Raw genomic sequence first — 15,610 nt, forward strand, 5'->3', positions numbered from 1 at the left:
CCGATACCGACAACCGTCGGATTAAACGCCATTTTCTGCATGCGAATTTCTCTTCTGTAATTTGACGCGCGTTGAAATTCAATTGGACGAAAGAACCCTTTAGACAACGCAGTCTCGGTTCGTAGAGTGTGCGGTTGGTCCAGTGCTTCTTACTGGGCGCTGGGATAATCGTAACCGCCTCCTGGAGGTGGTGAGTGCACTTCTTCTGGCGGATCTAAGTAGGCGGCCTGGATGACCTCTTTGCCCTCCGGCGCGATGAAAAATGCCTGGCCAGGAGGTCGCTGCTTGACCTGGATGTCCCTCGATGGAAAATCCTGCTTGTCGCCGGAAAGGAACAGGGTGGGCGATCCCGCGCCGTATGCGGCGCCGACGAACTTGTCCATAGTCGCCTTGTATGCCGAGCTCATCTGACAGGTGACAATGATGTGCAACCCGATATCGGAAGCGGCCGGTAATAAAGGCGCCAGCGGTGCCATCGGCGGCATCCCTCCGGCCGCCGCCACGATCATGTGCCAATCGTCGACAAGAAGCACAACATCGAATCCGCTCCACCACGACCGGGATCGTAATTGCGCGGTGGTCAGGTTGGCCGGCGGCAATCGCTTTTGCAGGTTGGCCGCCAGGGCTTTGATGGCCTCGTCCAGCGCGGTGCTGTTGCGGTTGATTGCACCCGCGTCGAGGAGATGGCTGTCCGGCACCGCGTCCAACAGCCCGGACCGGTAGTCGGCGAGCATGAAGCGCACCTGATTTGGACTGTTGCGGGCACAGATGGCCCGCGCGATCGCGTGGGCGGTTCTGGTCTTGCCTGCTTTGGCGGCACCGAAAATCAACAGATGCGGCGCGGTGTACATGTGCGCGTGCGCCACCGACAGGTCCGCTTCCCGTACGCCGATCGGGATTGTCCAGCGCGTGCGATAGTCGGAATCCGGGCCCGGTGGTTGCGGATCGAGCTCGTGCAGGTATATCCGTTCCGGTAGCACCCTGACCCTAGGCGCCTGTTCAGTGTGTTGTGCGGCAACCTCATTCACCGCCGCGGTCATTGCCGCCACCAGGTTGTCGGCGCCGTGCACGCCGTCGAATCGGGGCACACCGATCATCAAGTGGTGCTTTTCCGTCGACATCGCTCGCCCCGCACGGTTCGCCGGAATTTCCCGGGTGGCCCGGTCGATCTGGGTGTCGTTGACGTCACCGAGCCGAAACTCGATCTTGGTGCCCAGGTAGTCGCGGACCCGCGACTTCAGTTCCGTCCAGCGTGGCGTGGTGATCACGGTGTGGACGCCGAACGACAAGCCCTGCGCAGCCAGATTCTGAACCTGCAATTCGAGATCCGGAAACTCACTGACGAACGCCGGCCACCCGTCGATGACCAGAAAGACGTCACCGAATAGGTCGGCCGCGACGGGTTGGTTCGGATCCTCGCGCAGCTGCCTATACGCCGCGATCGAACCGACCCGGTTCTCCTTGAAGATCGTTTCCCGTTGCCGCAGAACGGCTTGCACTTCCGCTACTACGCGCATGACCCGGTCGGGCTCCGACCGGGTCGCGACCCCCCCCCCCGACGTGTGGCAGGTTGTCGAGATAGATCAGTCCGCCACCGCCGAGATCGATGCAGTAGAACTGGATTTGCCTCGGTGAATGCGTGGCAGCGGCCGTCAGCATCATTGTTTGCAGCAGTGTCGACTTCCCGGTTTGGGGTGCGCCGCCAATGCCGATGTTGCCGCCGGCCCCGGAAACGTCCACCCCCCACGTCGCCTGCCGGTGCTGGCGCGGCTCGTCCATGATTCCCAGCGCGAACCGCAGGGGTTGGCGTTCGTCGCGCTCGATGAGTTCGTTGGCGGGTGTCGGGTCGGTTAACGGCGGCAGCCACATCTCGTATGCTCGCGAATCGGTGGTGCTCAGCTGTTCGAGCACCACCTCGCGCAACGCCCGGCCCTTCGACTCAATGCTCACGACACCACCACCTCGTCGGCCACCGGGCCTGCGGTGAATTGCTGAATACGCACCTGTTTCGGGCCGGACTGCGCAACCGCCCCGTTGCCCTCACCGTTTGTTTCGGCCCGAGCCGCCGGAACGTAGGTATTGCCGGTATATAGGGTGCTGAACTTGACCGGGTCTTCCATGCCGACTCGCAAGAAGCCGACACCGCTTTCCTTATTGGTGATGTACTGCGCCTCCGGCGTGCCGATCACCGCCTTGGACTCGTGAGAGCTGGTGGTGCGCAACGCGATGCGATACGTCAGGTTCGGCTCCAGCTTGTCGATGCGCACACCGCCGGTCTGCAGCGACTGGGTGGCCAGCAGCAGGTGCACACGCAGTGACCGGCCCACGCGGCAGATCCTGTCGAACAATCCAATGAAGTCAGGATGGCTTTGCAGCAGCTCTGCGAACTCGTCGACCACGACGAAAAGCGTTGGTAATGGCGCCAGCTCGGCGCCACGCTCGCGGTACTTCTCATACTCGGCGACACCGGACAGCGCTCCGGCGGCACCTACCTGCATGCCGGCCTGGCGCAAGATCCCTTGCCGACGGTCGAGTTCGCCGGTCAGCACCTCTCCCATGCGGCTGACGAGTTCGGCTTCCTCTGCCATGTTGGTGACCACAGCGGCGGTGTGCGGAAGCTTTTCCATCCCCAGAAACGTTGAGCCGCCTTTGAAGTCGGTGAGCAGCAGATTCACTTGGTCCGGGTGGTGCATCGCGACCAGCGACAAGATGAGAGTGCGTAGAAACTCGGATTTTCCCGAACCGGTGGTGCCGATCAGCATGCCGTGCGGTCCGGCGCCGAATTCGGCGCCTTCCTTGATGTCCAGGTACATGACGTTGCCGGTCTTGAGTTCGTGACCGAACGGAATCTTCAGCCGGTCGCGGTCGGTATCTGTGAACATCCGCCAGCGGCTCGGAATCACCTCTTCGACGCTGTGGGCGCCGACCAATTGGTGCCATTCCGTCGCCGTCTTCTTCTGGACTCCCGTGGCTTTCTTGTCGAGCACGGTGCCGGTGATCGACCATCCGGCGAGCTTTCGTGCGATGCGGGCGGCCTGATGAGCCGACATACGGTCGGCGACCGACGTCACCTGACGGAACTGCTGCCCGGGCAGGCGATCATCGGCGGTCCCATCGTCGGCCACCCTGATGCGGTAGTTGGAGCTGCGGTGGTTGCCCAGCGTGATCACCGTGACACCCGCCCTGCCGTCAGGTGGAAATCCCGCCCTGCCACCGGTCAGATCCACCACCACGACGTAGGGGCCGCCGGGAAGTGAATCGGGAGTATGCGGCCCGCGGGCTGCCAAGTCGGACAGGTTATCCGGTCGGGTGTAGATCATGCGGACCGGTCCGGCGGCGTCGGTCTCGGTCGGATGTTGCACGTGGGGAAGCCATTTCAGCCACGACCAATCGGGGTCGTCCGGGTTCTCGGTGAGTACTCGGATCTGCAGCAGGTCGGGCGGATGAAAAACTGCGAGATGGCAGACCATCGCTGTCAACAACCCGGCCGCGCCCGCCGTGCTGCCGCCTACCGCGATCGTCGGAAAGGTACGCAGCTGCACCAGTTTCGGACAGTCATGGATAAGTCCGTGGGTGCGCAGGAACTTGACCACCCACATATTGGCGACCGGCTCGAGATAGGGCTGCGGCGCCGCGGACGGGCCCGCCAGCTCGCCACCGGCCGACGGCTTCATCAGCCGGTCCACGGCCGGCTGGTCACCGATCCCGATTCGGGTGGCGGCGTAGAAGTCGGCGTTCGCCGGACGTGACCACTGCCGTGGTGTGCCGACGAGCGACGTCAGATCGTCGGGATGGGGTGCGTGGTAGCCGAAGAACGCGACCTGAGCGCTAGCCGACGACGTCACCCGGGGCCGAAGTCCCGCCAGATAGCGCAAGTACTCCTTGCGATCGGCATTGATTTCGGGCACTTTCTTGCCGCCGCCACCGTGATCGGCCACCATGCCCATCGACATCATGATCATCATTAGCGGCATCATCAGCATGTACGGCGAGAGCTGCCTGGTGCCAGTGATCACCATGATCGCGACCATGCCGAGCATGCAGACACCCATTACGTAAGGAAGAGCCTTCTGAACACCCGACGGCGGGATGTCCACGCCCAGGTCCTCGGGTGGGGAGAGGCCGATCTCGCCCGGAGTCAGCCGGGGACCGCGCATGGCGGCGGGGGTGAATTTTTTGGTCGTCATGAAGGCCCTCCGGGTGCCGCCGCCGGAGCTTTTCGCGGGCTCGGGTCAGCGGGCAATGTGTCGTGCTCGAGCAGGGCGGACTCTTTGGACAGCACCGGGCCGTCCACCAGGAGGCGAACGATCTCCCACGGAGCGGTCTTCGGCGCACCCAGTCCCAGCGCCCCGGCTGCCTTGGCGTCGGGCAGCCCGTAGCGCACACCCTGCGGGTCGACGTAGTACAGGGATTCTCCGTACCGAGGGTCCGGCGACTGCAACTGCACGAACTTGCCGCCATCGATGTAGATGGTTGCGGGCCCTTGGATCTGCTTGATCCCCGAGCTCATCGCCGATGCCGGTATCGGTAGATGCCGGCCGGTCAGCACCGCGGTCCTGGGAGCCTGTTCACCAGGCTTGCGTTCCCAGCTCCAGCACAACGTGGGATCTGTGGGCCGCGACACGATCTTGATCGGTTCGTCGGGAAGTGGCGAGTCGTATTCCAATTCAGGAACCTGGACGACCGCATTCGGCGGCAGCGATGGGGGCACTACGAGGCCATACGATTGATTAGCACGCAGCGCCGCAGCGGTATTGGCGTTGACCAGCGCGACGCCGTCCTGCAGCACGACGAAAAATTTTGTGCCCAAGGTCGTTTGCAGCTGTAGCACCGATCCGATGACCAGCTCTGCCGGCAGCCCAAGAGTGTTCGGGGCTCCTGCGCCGGGGATCGGCGGTAACTGCCAGGAGCCGGCATCGGGTAGTGCGTTGAACATGGCCGTGGACAGGGGGCTTGGCTTGGCGGTGCTTCGTATTCCGACCGCAAAAGTCAAGGGGCGATCACTCAGGTCGGTGGCGTGCCGGCCCTTGCCGGTGACCACCCAGTCCTTGCCTCCGTAGGACGCCAGCAATGCCTCGTTCGAAAGGATCGGGTCTATCGCGGGCGTCTCGATGGCCAACGGCATTGCGATCACCGACGTCTCCACGGTGGGAGCAATACTCTCGGCCTTGATCACGGTGTCGCACAGTGCCCACGTCGATGAGGAGCCTGCCGACACTGGCGTGGCGTACGGGGCTCCGGGGATGCCGATGGACTGGCCCTTGGGAAACCTGTTGAGTTCGGCAGGTTTAACGACTTTCGGTTCGGCGGCGTTGCCCAGCACCAGCCGGGCCGAGGTCAGGTTGTAGACGGGATGCACCTGGCCGGACACCACCAGATAAAGCTGGTTAGTTGCGCGGTCGACGAACAGATTGCCGCTGCCGAGCTTGCCCTGTGGTTTGAAGTACGCCATCGCCAAAGCGCCAACCATGACGAGCACCGAGACGAGGATGCCCAGCGCGACCGACCGGCTGTAGAACTGCAGCGGATCGTCGAACATCCGGGTGTCGCGGCGGACGATGGCATGCTCTAGTCGCCGCAGCAAGAAGCGCCAGCCGCTGACCTGAACCTTGGTGGTTAGCCGTAAGCCCGCCATGCGTCACTCGATGATGTTCAGTCGTCCGTGTACCGCGGCGATCGCCTCGGTCATGTCCTCGCCGTTGATTTCGCGAAGCCGGTCCTCGTCGAGGGATTCGAAGTCGACTGCACGGGTCAGCCGGATGTCGCGGTATTGTTCGCCGGCTTCCACCAATTGGCGTGCATAGCGGCCGTTGCCGGCGATGTCGAGAGCAGGTGTACTACGCACCGTCTGCTGACTGAGCAGCTTGGCCGCTTGCAACAGGTTATCGGCCGCTTCCGTACTCATCGCCGAGTCATTAGAGGCCGCAATCACTTTCGCGATCTCGAGAATCTCCTCGGGGGAGTAAGAGTCGAATTCGATCCGTGTCGCGAAGCGTGACCGCAGGCCCTCGTTGGTTTCCAGCAGCCGATCGATGTCCGAGCTGTACCCCGCGATGATCACCACGAGCCGGTCCCGGTCGTTTTCCATCCGGGCCAGCAAGGTGTCCAATGCCTCCTGGCCGAAAGGGTCGGTCCGCCCGTCCCGTTCCTGCACAAGCGCGTAGGCCTCGTCGATGAACAGCACGCCGCCCAGGGCGCGATCAATCGTCTTGGTGCTCTTCACCGCCGATTGACCCTCGTATTCGGCGACGAAATCTTTGCGCGCGGTCTCGACCAGTTTTGGTTCGGCAATGACGCCCAGCCCGGCGAGGATATTGGCCACGACCCTCGCGATGGTCGTCTTGCCGGTACCGGGCGGTCCGGTGAAGATCATGTGCTTGCTCGGCTGCGCGACCTTCATGCCACGGGCCGCGCGAACCCGCGCCATCTGTGTCGCGGCGCGGTAACGCTCGACCTGTTCCTTGACCCGGGTGAGCCCAATTTGACGCTCCAGCTCGGCTTCTGCCTCCTCGAGCAACTTGTCGCGGCCCGAGGTGTCGGCCACGGCGGTGTTCGCGTCCCATGGATCGGTGCGGGCAGCGATCTGTTCGGGGCTGGTCGGCGCCAATCGATACGTCGAATCCTTCAGTGCGGCAGTGACTTTGGGCTCTGGGTGGGTGGTTTGCAGCCATTCTAGGAGCGCCACCGCAGCTTCCTCGTTCCCCTGGCTGCGGCGCGTCATCGCCAGGTACCAGGCAATTGCTCGCGCGCATGCCTCACCCGCTGGAGACGAATTCGCATCGGTGAGCCGGCGTTCGGCTTCGGTGAACAGGCCGAGGTTGGCCGCGGCGACACCGTGCGCGACACCGGCGGCGGCGGCCAGGAACTCGTCAGGCCATTTTCCGGCCCCCCTGACCTCATCGGTCACCTCGGTCCAGCGTTGCGCCTCGCCGTAGATCACCGCCTTGATCCACGACAGCAGGTGCTCGGCGCCAGCGGCCGGAGCGCCTTCGACGGCCTCCATGGCGTCCGCGTAATTGCCTTGCGCTGCTTCACTTACGGCGAAGCCCATGGTGATCGCGAGAGGCGAGTTGGCCGGATAGGTGATGTCGCCGTACAGGCCGCCAATCGCGAGCCGCGCCCCCACGGCGTTCATCGAGATCTGGGCCGCGCCGGCCAGTTGCCCGAATTGGGTGCGTGAGTACCAGGCGCGAAACAGCGTCACGCGTTCCGTGTCGCCGCAACGGATGCGGCCAATCCACGCATCGCAGGCGGACTCGTCGTAGTTCGTGATCTCGGTGAACAGATCCAGAGCCCGGGTCTGTGACACGGGCAACATGCCAACCGCGCTTTCGAACAGACCGGCCAAATTGGCGGTCATTTATCGGCTGCGTATCGGGTGGCGAACACCTCCGCCTGCGCGGCAGCGGCCTGCTCCGGCGTCGTCAAACCGATGCCGTTTTCCATGAAGTCACGCACCACCTCGTTGCCGTCTATCCCCATCTCGCGCATGGTTTCCGACAGGGAAGCATCTTCCAACAGGTAATCGTGTTGGGCGGCCAGGCCCTTTTGCCGCGCCAAATCGGCGATGACGAGAATTTCGTCCGCGAGTTCAGACTCGGTCATGCTCGTCACTTTCGGCGACAGCTCGACGTGCTGGGTCCTGCCGTCCATGAGCGCCGACACCGACACCGTTTCGGGAGGATTGGTCACGGTGAACACTTGGGCGGCTTCTTCTTCGCCCTCTGGCGCTTGCTGGCCGGCGTCGGTCTGCGACTCGATGGCGGCGAGGTCGTCACCGGTGTCTTCGGGTGCACTCGGCGCATAGTCGTGCAGCGCATCGACGGCCGACTCGGCGTCGCTATCGTCAGGGGTGGAAAAGTCGAGTGCGTCCGACTCTTCGACCGCTTCGGAATCGGACCCGCCCGCAGAGAAATCCAGGGCGGCCAGATCATCGTGGTCGTCGTACTGCGGCATGGTTCCTTCTTTCTGAACGTGTCAATCCAGGGTGGCGAGGGGTCAACCTCCGTAGGAGGCTTCGGCTCGGTCGAGCCAGGCGCCCGCCGGAAGGAACTCCATCAGGCCGTCCAGCGCGCGCTGCAAATTTTCTTGGGTACCGGCCAGGAAGCTGCCGTACAGTTCGCCGCCGACACGGCGGGGAAGCGACACGAGCCGGCCGTGCACCGAGTCCAGGACGCCGGCGGCCACACTGCTGTGTGTGGACGTGCCCCCGGGGTGGCGCTGGCTGGCGGTGATCTCCACCCAGCTGCTCGGGTCGCCGATGATCTCGGCGTAGATGCGGGCCGACGTGGGCGCCGCGCCGTGCTGGACCAGCTGAGCGGGGGTGGTGCAGCCGGCCAGTTCGCCCGCTACACCCGTCAACGGTTCGACGTTGGCGGGTGTAGCGGAGCCGAGCACGGTGGTCACCATGCCCGCCAAACCGACCTGCGGAGCCACCAGCTGAAGCACCATCATGTCACCGTCGCGCGCGGCGATGACATGGCGCTCACCCTTGCGGCACACCGCAAAACGCACCATGACGCCGCCGAGATCGCGTCGCCACCACCGGCACTCCAGGCTGCGGTCGGGCCTGCCGAGCGCGTCGACCATCGCTGCCACCGCCGGGTGCGGCTGACCCTGGTGGTCCAGCACTCCTTGGGCGGTGAGGTCGCGCTGCACCTGATCCCAGACGAGGTCCCGCAGCTCCTCTTGGGGAATGTTCGGGCGAATCCCAAGCGTCGCCGGAAAATCGAACAGCTGCATTCGATCGGCGATCACCAACATGCCGTCGACGGTCACCTCCACCCCGACGACATCGTCGAGGGCCACAAGGCCGCTAGCGAGGTGACCGGAAGTCATCAGTGATCGAGCATCTGCTTGTTGAGGTTTGCGCTCAAGTCCTCGTCGACGCCCTCGTAGGTTTGCTTGGCGGCACGCAGCTTCGCGGCTAGGTCGGACGCGTGCTGCCCAATGTTGCGGCCCGCGCCGCGGCGCTGATTCTCAGCGGTGACAAAGGCACCGTTGGAGCTTCCGCTGATGACGCCGTGCGTCACCCAGACTGCGGTCGCGGTATTGCTCGCAGCCGAAGCCGCTTCTTGCGCCTTGGTGGCCGCTTGCCCTTGTTTCGTCGCGAGCTGCTCCAGATACTTTTCGTCGACGCTTAAAGTCGCCATGGGTAATCTCCTTGCCCGTTATTTTATTCGCTATTGCCTTGGCTCGTATCACTTTTTTTCGCACTGCCTTGTCTAGAGGACCCGCTGCGGCCGGCCTGGCGCCTGCGCCGCTTCGTGGCCGAACGCTGCTGCGTCGACAGGCGCACGTTCGGCACCCGCCGTACCTGACGCCGCCCCATCCCGGTTCCCCGCAAAGTCGGGCACATCGGCGGCGGCCGTCTCGGCAGGTGGCGCCGCCCCTGGGCGCTGCTGACCCGCTGAGGAAAGTTGTTGCACCTGCCCCATCATCTGGTTGGCGAAGTTCATCGGCTGCGAGATTCGTCCGGACATCTGTGCGAGCTGTCCGGACCCCGGCGTCACCTGACTCGTGGTCTCTACGGGAGTCGCACCATCGCTCCTGAGGGCACTCAGAACGTCACGTTCCTCTTGGGTTGCACCGGCTGCCGGCGCCAAGCCGGCCAACGAGGCGACCGTCGGCGCGCCGGAAAAGACTGACATGCCCGACATCCCGCCGGAGATGGCTTCGAAGTCGCCGGTCTCGGTCTCCTCGGCAGCTGCCACCTCTATCCGGGCGAACGAGCTGTTGGGGATCGCCTTCTCGGCGACCGTGCTGTAGTCGAGGGCCACCGAATGGATCTGGTGAGCAATGGACATCGAGTTGGACAGCGTGAACATCTCGAACGCTAAGACGGTCGCGCATGCCGCGAAAGCGGCGATGATCTGCCACGCCGCCGATACTTCATGGCCCACAACCGGGATCAGGTACAGGGACAAGGCAATGCCCTGAGCGATAACGAGGCCCAGCAATGTCACCGCGATGCAGTTGTGCGCCTTGGCGACCTCGGAGCCTTGGTCGGCCATCAGGGTCTGCATCTTCTTGTCCAGATCCTGCATCGTTTGCACCAGAGTTTGCAGCGCCGCCGTCGCGTCGGCGTAGGCCTGGGCTCCGTCACCGCTCCAGTCACGCGCATCCGGAGCCGCCTCACCTAGATAGAGGTAGACGGTCTCGTATTTGTCAGCGCCGTTGGTGAATGAGGCGCCCTTATCCGGGGTCCAGAATCCATTGAGCAGATCCACCGCTGAGATCGCCACCATCGCGACATCGACAATTGCCGTCGGCGTCGGCAGCGTCTTGGTGCCCTGTTCCTTCAACGCGTCGGCGAGGACTTTGACCTGATTTCTGCCGTACCACATCGCCTTGCCGGCGAGCGCCCCCAAGTTTGCTCCCAGGCCGACCCAATCTCCCGAATACGCGGCGCCCCCACCGCCCTGCAGCCGGGTAAAGCAGTAGGCCAGATCATGAATACCCGCAAAACGACTCACGGCCGTGTTTTCCCTTCGCGCTCGGTGATTGTTGGGTGCCTCGATCTTGTAGACGGTAGGTTGAGCCTAACGCCGACGGGCACCGGCTGCTGCACGAATTTCACCGGGCCACAAGGGATTCGGCCAACGATGAACTAACTCCGAACGAAAATTAAGGATTGGTTGACACCCGGAAAACAACCGGTGTAAACGGCGAGGCAGGCAGCAAATCCAGTTAGCGTAAATGGCCGAATTTTCAGCCGGCGGCGATGATGGCGCCTCGGGCGCGCGACGGTCCGTGCGGTCCCGCAGCAACCGCCGGGGATGTGGGTCGACCTAGTTTGCCGAGCTGGGAGGGCCCGAACCGTCAATGCGTGCGGCCGGGGCGAGCGGAGTGCTCTGCGGTATTGATTTCGATCGGCGCGCGCTGCGCACCGGCCGCGCCTGCTGCGGCTTGGTCGGCGTCATTCGCGAGCGGGGCTGTTTCGGTGGCAGCCTGCTTGGCGGGCGCCGTAGTCTCCTGGCCTTGCCGGCTCGGTTGGGCGAGCTGCTGTACTGCTTGGTTGGCCAGGTTTGGGTGCGAAGACAGCCGATCCGAGAGCTGGGGGGCTTGCCCTGACATGGCGCTCAGCTGAGCCAGGGTGGGCATAGGTGTCGCCGGCGCGGGCGGGTTGGTCTTGTCCGCCACTTCGGGCACCCCGTCGCCCGGCGTTTGGCTCGCACTCGCTTGAGCGCTGAGCGCAGTGCTTTTGCCCCGCGAACTGCTGGCCGCGCTCGGCGAGGAGGAGGGGGTAGCCGCCATCCCGGACATGCCATCCGAAATTGCCGTGAAGCTGGAAACCGTTGACTGTGCAGTTGTGGCTACCTTGGCCTGCGCCAGTGCACCCCGTTGAACCGTCGCCGCGGCGGCCTGTTCGTATTCGTCGGCCAGCGCGTTGGCCTTCTTTCCATGTTCAACCGACCAGTAGGTCAGATTGCCGAGCAGGCCGGTTGCGGCTGCGATGCCGAGCGCGGACACCGTCAGTCCAAAAATTCGTGCCGGGACCGGACCGGCCGGGGGCGGCAGCAATGTCATGGTTATCTCAATGAGGAATGCCGCGAGTAGTAGATTTTTCAATATCCCAAAGCCCAGATGCGTGTGGGTGACCCATTCGGCCTGATTTTCGACAAGGGTTGCCAGCTGCAGGTCGAGCCCGGCCATCGTCTGCGCGAGGTCTTTCAGTGCGACGTCAAGCTGGGCGTAGGCCTCCGATCCAGTACCGTTCCAGCCGTCGTCTGGAAGGGCCGACTTCAGCTGCTCGGAGAGCTGACTGAATTGCTGCGAACCATCTTTGAGCGCGTCCCCCTCGACTGGTGGACCGAATCCAGTTGTTAGTTCCAAGATTTCGACGATGGTGATCGTCCAAAGGATGATGTCGGCGGCGCTCGCGGCTTTCTTGCCAGACTCTTGAGCCGTGCGCGTAGCTACTCTACTGAACAGTTGCGGACCTAGCATCTTGCGCAAGAGGTTGCCGCGCTTCGCGAAACCGACTGCGGCGAAGGGAGTCAACGCGTCCGCGCCCATACTGCTCGCGCTGCTCGCGAGGTATTCGCCACCGTATCCGGCGCTGCTGGCGCCGTAGGACTGTGAGCCTACGCTGCCCAGATTCATGATGATGCGACTCGCACTGACAAATATCGACATCTGTAGGCCCTTACCTCGGTTGTTCGTGTGCTCCGAATGTTGCAGTTGTGTAGTAGTAACGGCTCATTCAGGTTAACAGTGCTCAGGTAGGGTTCGGTGCAGCAATTCGCTAGTCGGACAACAATTTCCGCGACACGGCGGGTGGGCCAGCTGGATCAGGCTTGTCGCGTGGACACCAACAGCTGGCCGGCTGAGCCTGACGTAGCTCCTCGGCCGTGACTGGCAATTACTCTGGCTTGCTACGGTTTTGGGGCGCCAGCGATATCAAGTTGTGCGCTGCGCCCGGCCGGGCGATGGCGTCTGTTGGCCGTCGGACGTCGCGACCTCGATGGGGGCGCGCTGTGCAGCGGCTGCGCCTGCTGCGGCTGGTGGTGCCCCGGCGGCATCGTCCTCAACGGGCGCCGTCGTCCCCTGGCCCTGCCGGCTCGTTTGGGTGAGCTGCTGTATCTGTCCCATCGCCTGGTTGGCCAGGCTGGTGTGCGTCGACAACCGACCCGAGAGCTGGGGGGGCTGCCCTGACATGGCGCTCACCTGAGCCAGGGTGGGCATAGGGGCCGCCGGCGCGGGCGAATTCGTCTGCATCGGCGCTTCGGGCGCGTCGTCGCCGGGAGTTTGGCTTGCACTCGCTTGAACGCTTTCGTCCCCCGAGCCCTCGGCCTTGCGGACCGGCGGGCCGACGGCCGGCGTCGCGGAGACCGTGGACGTCCCGGACATGCCGTCCGAAATTGCCGTGAAGCTGGAAACCGTTGACTGTGCAGTTGTGGCTACCTTGGCCTGCGCCAGTGCACCCTGTTGAACCGTCGCCGCGGCCGCCTCTTCGTATTTGTCGGCCAACGTATTGGCCTTCTTTCCGTTGAGAACCGACCAGACGGTCAAGTTGGTCAGCATGCCGGTGGCAATCGCGACCGCGAGAATGCTCACCGTGATCGCAAACGCTTGCGATGCGGCCACGTTGCCCGGCGCGGGTACCAACAGCTTGATCGCCCACTCGATGGCGTAGGCAGCGATGAGTAGATTCTTCAAAATTCCGAAGCCCAAGCGCATGTGGGTGACCCATTCCGCTTGGTCTTTCACCACGGCCGCCAGCTCGAGGTCCAGGCCGGCCATCGTCTGCGCGAGATTCTGTAGTGACATATCCAGGTCGGCATAGGATTCGGAGGCCGTGCCCTCCCAGCTGCCAATGTCGGGAAGGGCTGACGTCAGCTGCCCGCCGAGGGTGGCGAAATACTGGGAACCCTCTTTGAGGGCATCACCCTCGGTCGGTGGTCCGAAACCGGTGGTCAGTTCGAGGACTTCGACAATGGTGAGGGCCCACAGGATAAGATCTGTGCTCTTTGTTGCGTCTGACGCGGCTTTGTATCGAGCTTCGTTGCGGCCGGTCAGCAATCCGCCGGTCATGCGGTCTAAGTTCCACCGATACAGGCGCGGACCAATCATTTTGCCGGCGGTGGCGGTGGCGGCCAACCCGTCCCCGGACATGCTGGTCGCTGTCGCCGCGAGGTACTCGCCACTGAAATCGGCGCTGTCGACTCCGACGAACTCCTGGCCCAGGAAGCCCAGGTTCGCGATCAGCCTGGCCGCGTCGGCCAATATGAACATCAGCTATCAAGCACCTGCTGGTCGATGTTCTTGCCCGCCTGGTCATCGGTCTTCTCGTAGACCTTTTTGGCGGTGCGCAACTTGTCGGAGAGTTCGGTCGACGCCTTACTCATGGCGTCGCCCGTGCTCTTGCGGGCATTCGCGGCTTTGGTGAAGGCGAGGTTTGAGTACCAGCTGACCACACCGTGGCTCACCCAGGTGTCAACCTCGAGACTGGAGGCCGCCGAGGCCGCGGTCTTGGCCTGGGTCGACGCCTGGTCTTGGGCTGTCGCCAGCGTGTCCAGGTGTGCTGGGGTGACGGCTACATCGGCCATGACTTCTGCTCCTTAGTGTTTATTGTCTTGGGGTGCAAGGGTTTTAGCTGGTGGGTATCAGAGTGCGCGCCCGGTGGGGTTCGGTCCCGGCGTCCGTTCCGTGCCGGCCGGCGCGGCCCCGATGGGTGCACGCTCTGCCGCTGCAGCGCCAACGCCTGCCCCGGCGCCTTCGGCGTCACCCGTGCGGGCGGCACCTTCGACGGCGGCCTCTTCGGCGGGTGCCGCGGAGCCCTGACCTTGCTGCGCGGTTTGAACCATCTGTTGCAGCTGTCCCATCGCCTGATTGACGAGGCTCGTGGGCTGCGACAGTTGGCTGGACAGCTTCGAGACTTGCCCGGACAGCTGAGCCAGCGTGGGCATGGTGACGGTCGGCGCCGACGGCGCCGTCTCATCCGGTGCCGTCTGATCCGACGTCTCCGCCGCCCCGACCACGGAGGTTCCGCCGGCACCCGCTTGGGCGCTGAGTGGGGCGCGTTCGTCCTTCGATTCCTTCGCCGCGCCGGCAGACGGGGCGGGGGTCGGCGTCACGGACAACGCCGACATCCCGGACATGCTGTCGGAAATGGCGCCGAAGCTGGAGACCGTGGTCTCGCCCGCTGCAACTCCCTTGGCCGTCGCGGCCGAGCCCGTTTGCGTCGTGCCGGCGGCCAAGTCCGAGTATTTAGTGGCTAACGCTTCTGCTTTTTGTCCGTTGGTCACCGAGAAATAGGTCAGGGTGCCAATGAACGTTGCGGCGACGCTGAGCCCAAGAGTGGCGACCGCGATCGCGAAGGCCTTAGCGGCAATGGGGCCGGCCGGGGCGGGCACCAAAAGCGTAATGGCTAGTTCAATGATCAGTGCCGCCAAAAGGATGTCCTTGAGCACCCCGAAACCCAGCCGCGCGTGATTCACCCAATCCGCCTGATCCTTCACAAGTGCCGCCAGCTGCAAGTCCAGAGCCGCCATCGCCTGCGCCATAGTCTCCAGCGCGGCATCCAACTCGGCATAGGCATCCGAACCGGAGCCCTTCCAGGTGTAGTCGGGGAGGGCCGCATTCAGCTGCTCGGAGAGTGTGGTGAACTGCTGGGAACCGGTCTTGAGTCCTTCGCCTTCGGTCGGGATCCCGAACCCGATCGTCAGCTCCAGGAGTTCCACGGTGACCATGGTCCACGAGATGATGCTGAGGCTTCGGCCGAAACTCTTCATTCCCTCAGAGCCGCCCATACGGTTGGCCCTAGCGATCAGCTGACCCTGCGACATGCCTTTGGCCTGATATGACAGATACTTTTGGAAACCAAATACCCCCAGGGATCCCAGATCCGCGCCCCCGCTGGTCGCCATCCCCGAAATGTATTCGGCGTCCATTCCGGAGGTGCCGCCGACGCCTAGCCCCGCGGCTTGCTGACCCAGTCCGGCCAGGGAGGCAAGGACCCTCGCGGCTTGTGTGAATACAGACATTTGTAGGTCCTCCGTGGATAGCCATTTACGAATGGGCTGCGCACCGCGCATTTACCGCTAGTTAAGCGTAACGCGGCATAGTCGGGGTCAGTGCACGAATTTTCGGGGGAGCCAACGGCTTC

11 protein-coding genes and 1 pseudogene are annotated in these 15,610 nt (G+C 63.6%); all 12 read right to left on the reverse strand.

Going from position 1 to position 15,610, the window contains the following annotated elements:
* Positions 1-149 precede the first annotated feature (149 nt).
* Positions 150-1,950: pseudogene (gene eccCb, locus H7K34_RS24980) on the reverse strand (type VII secretion protein EccCb).
* The gene (gene eccCa / locus H7K34_RS24985) at positions 1,947-4,187 is read right to left on the reverse strand and encodes a type VII secretion protein EccCa (RefSeq protein ID WP_264064651.1); all 2,241 of its coding nucleotides are present in this window, start codon (positions 4,185-4,187) and stop codon (positions 1,947-1,949) included. The pseudogene eccCb and the gene eccCa overlap by 4 nt, the downstream one beginning before the upstream one ends.
* Positions 4,184-5,635, reverse strand: a complete 1,452-nt coding sequence (gene eccB, locus H7K34_RS24990; RefSeq protein WP_264064652.1) for a type VII secretion protein EccB — start codon at positions 5,633-5,635, stop codon at positions 4,184-4,186. Before eccB ends, eccCa begins: the two co-directional genes overlap by 4 nt.
* Positions 5,636-5,638: 3 nt before the next feature.
* Complete coding sequence (gene eccA / locus H7K34_RS24995) at positions 5,639-7,360, reverse strand: type VII secretion AAA-ATPase EccA (protein WP_264064653.1); 1,722 nt, start codon at positions 7,358-7,360, stop codon at positions 5,639-5,641.
* The gene (locus H7K34_RS25000; RefSeq protein WP_264064654.1) at positions 7,357-7,956 is read right to left on the reverse strand and encodes a hypothetical protein; all 600 of its coding nucleotides are present in this window, start codon (positions 7,954-7,956) and stop codon (positions 7,357-7,359) included. Before H7K34_RS25000 ends, eccA begins: the two co-directional genes overlap by 4 nt.
* A 42-nt stretch (positions 7,957-7,998) precedes the next feature.
* Positions 7,999-8,838, reverse strand: a complete 840-nt coding sequence (locus H7K34_RS25005; RefSeq protein WP_264064655.1) for an ESX secretion-associated protein EspG — start codon at positions 8,836-8,838, stop codon at positions 7,999-8,001.
* Positions 8,838-9,152 carry an ESX-1 secretion-associated protein gene (locus H7K34_RS25010; RefSeq protein ID WP_264064656.1) on the reverse strand — a complete coding sequence of 105 codons (315 nt, stop codon included), beginning with the start codon at positions 9,150-9,152 and terminating at the stop codon, positions 8,838-8,840. The genes H7K34_RS25005 and H7K34_RS25010 overlap by 1 nt, the downstream gene beginning before the upstream one ends.
* A gap of 72 nt (positions 9,153-9,224) precedes the next feature.
* On the reverse strand, positions 9,225-10,475 hold the full coding sequence (locus tag H7K34_RS25015) for an EspA/EspE family type VII secretion system effector (protein ID WP_264064657.1): 1,251 nt from the start codon (positions 10,473-10,475) through the stop codon (positions 9,225-9,227).
* Positions 10,476-10,821: 346 nt separating this feature from the next.
* On the reverse strand, positions 10,822-12,138 hold the full coding sequence (locus H7K34_RS25020) for an EspA/EspE family type VII secretion system effector (RefSeq protein WP_264064658.1): 1,317 nt from the start codon (positions 12,136-12,138) through the stop codon (positions 10,822-10,824).
* 264 nt (positions 12,139-12,402) lie between these two features.
* Positions 12,403-13,737, reverse strand: coding sequence for an EspA/EspE family type VII secretion system effector (locus tag H7K34_RS25025; protein WP_264064659.1), 1,335 nt, complete (start codon positions 13,735-13,737; stop codon positions 12,403-12,405).
* The gene (locus H7K34_RS25030) at positions 13,737-14,051 is read right to left on the reverse strand and encodes an ESX-1 secretion-associated protein (RefSeq protein WP_264064660.1); all 315 of its coding nucleotides are present in this window, start codon (positions 14,049-14,051) and stop codon (positions 13,737-13,739) included. The genes H7K34_RS25025 and H7K34_RS25030 overlap by 1 nt, the downstream gene beginning before the upstream one ends.
* A 57-nt stretch (positions 14,052-14,108) precedes the next feature.
* Entirely contained in the window at positions 14,109-15,488 is a 1,380-nt protein-coding gene (locus tag H7K34_RS25035) for an EspA/EspE family type VII secretion system effector (RefSeq protein ID WP_264064661.1), read from the reverse strand.
* Positions 15,489-15,610 lie beyond the last annotated feature (122 nt).

The sequence above is a fragment of the Mycobacterium montefiorense genome (genome assembly GCF_025823255.1).
GTDB classification, from domain to species: Bacteria; Actinomycetota; Actinomycetes; order Mycobacteriales; family Mycobacteriaceae; genus Mycobacterium; species Mycobacterium montefiorense.

Coding starts and splice junctions, on each gene's coding strand:
- eccCa (WP_264064651.1), bottom strand. CDS start 4,187: ATGACGACCAAAAAATTCACCCCCGCCGCCATGCGCGGTCCCCGGCTG.
- eccB (WP_264064652.1), bottom strand. CDS start 5,635: ATGGCGGGCTTACGGCTAACCACCAAGGTTCAGGTCAGCGGCTGGCGC.
- eccA (WP_264064653.1), bottom strand. CDS start 7,360: ATGACCGCCAATTTGGCCGGTCTGTTCGAAAGCGCGGTTGGCATGTTG.
- H7K34_RS25000 (WP_264064654.1), bottom strand. CDS start 7,956: ATGCCGCAGTACGACGACCACGATGATCTGGCCGCCCTGGATTTCTCT.
- H7K34_RS25005 (WP_264064655.1), bottom strand. CDS start 8,838: ATGACTTCCGGTCACCTCGCTAGCGGCCTTGTGGCCCTCGACGATGTC.
- H7K34_RS25010 (WP_264064656.1), bottom strand. CDS start 9,152: ATGGCGACTTTAAGCGTCGACGAAAAGTATCTGGAGCAGCTCGCGACG.
- H7K34_RS25020 (WP_264064658.1), bottom strand. CDS start 12,138: ATGTCGATATTTGTCAGTGCGAGTCGCATCATCATGAATCTGGGCAGC.
- H7K34_RS25025 (WP_264064659.1), bottom strand. CDS start 13,737: ATGTTCATATTGGCCGACGCGGCCAGGCTGATCGCGAACCTGGGCTTC.
- H7K34_RS25030 (WP_264064660.1), bottom strand. CDS start 14,051: ATGGCCGATGTAGCCGTCACCCCAGCACACCTGGACACGCTGGCGACA.
- H7K34_RS25035 (WP_264064661.1), bottom strand. CDS start 15,488: ATGTCTGTATTCACACAAGCCGCGAGGGTCCTTGCCTCCCTGGCCGGA.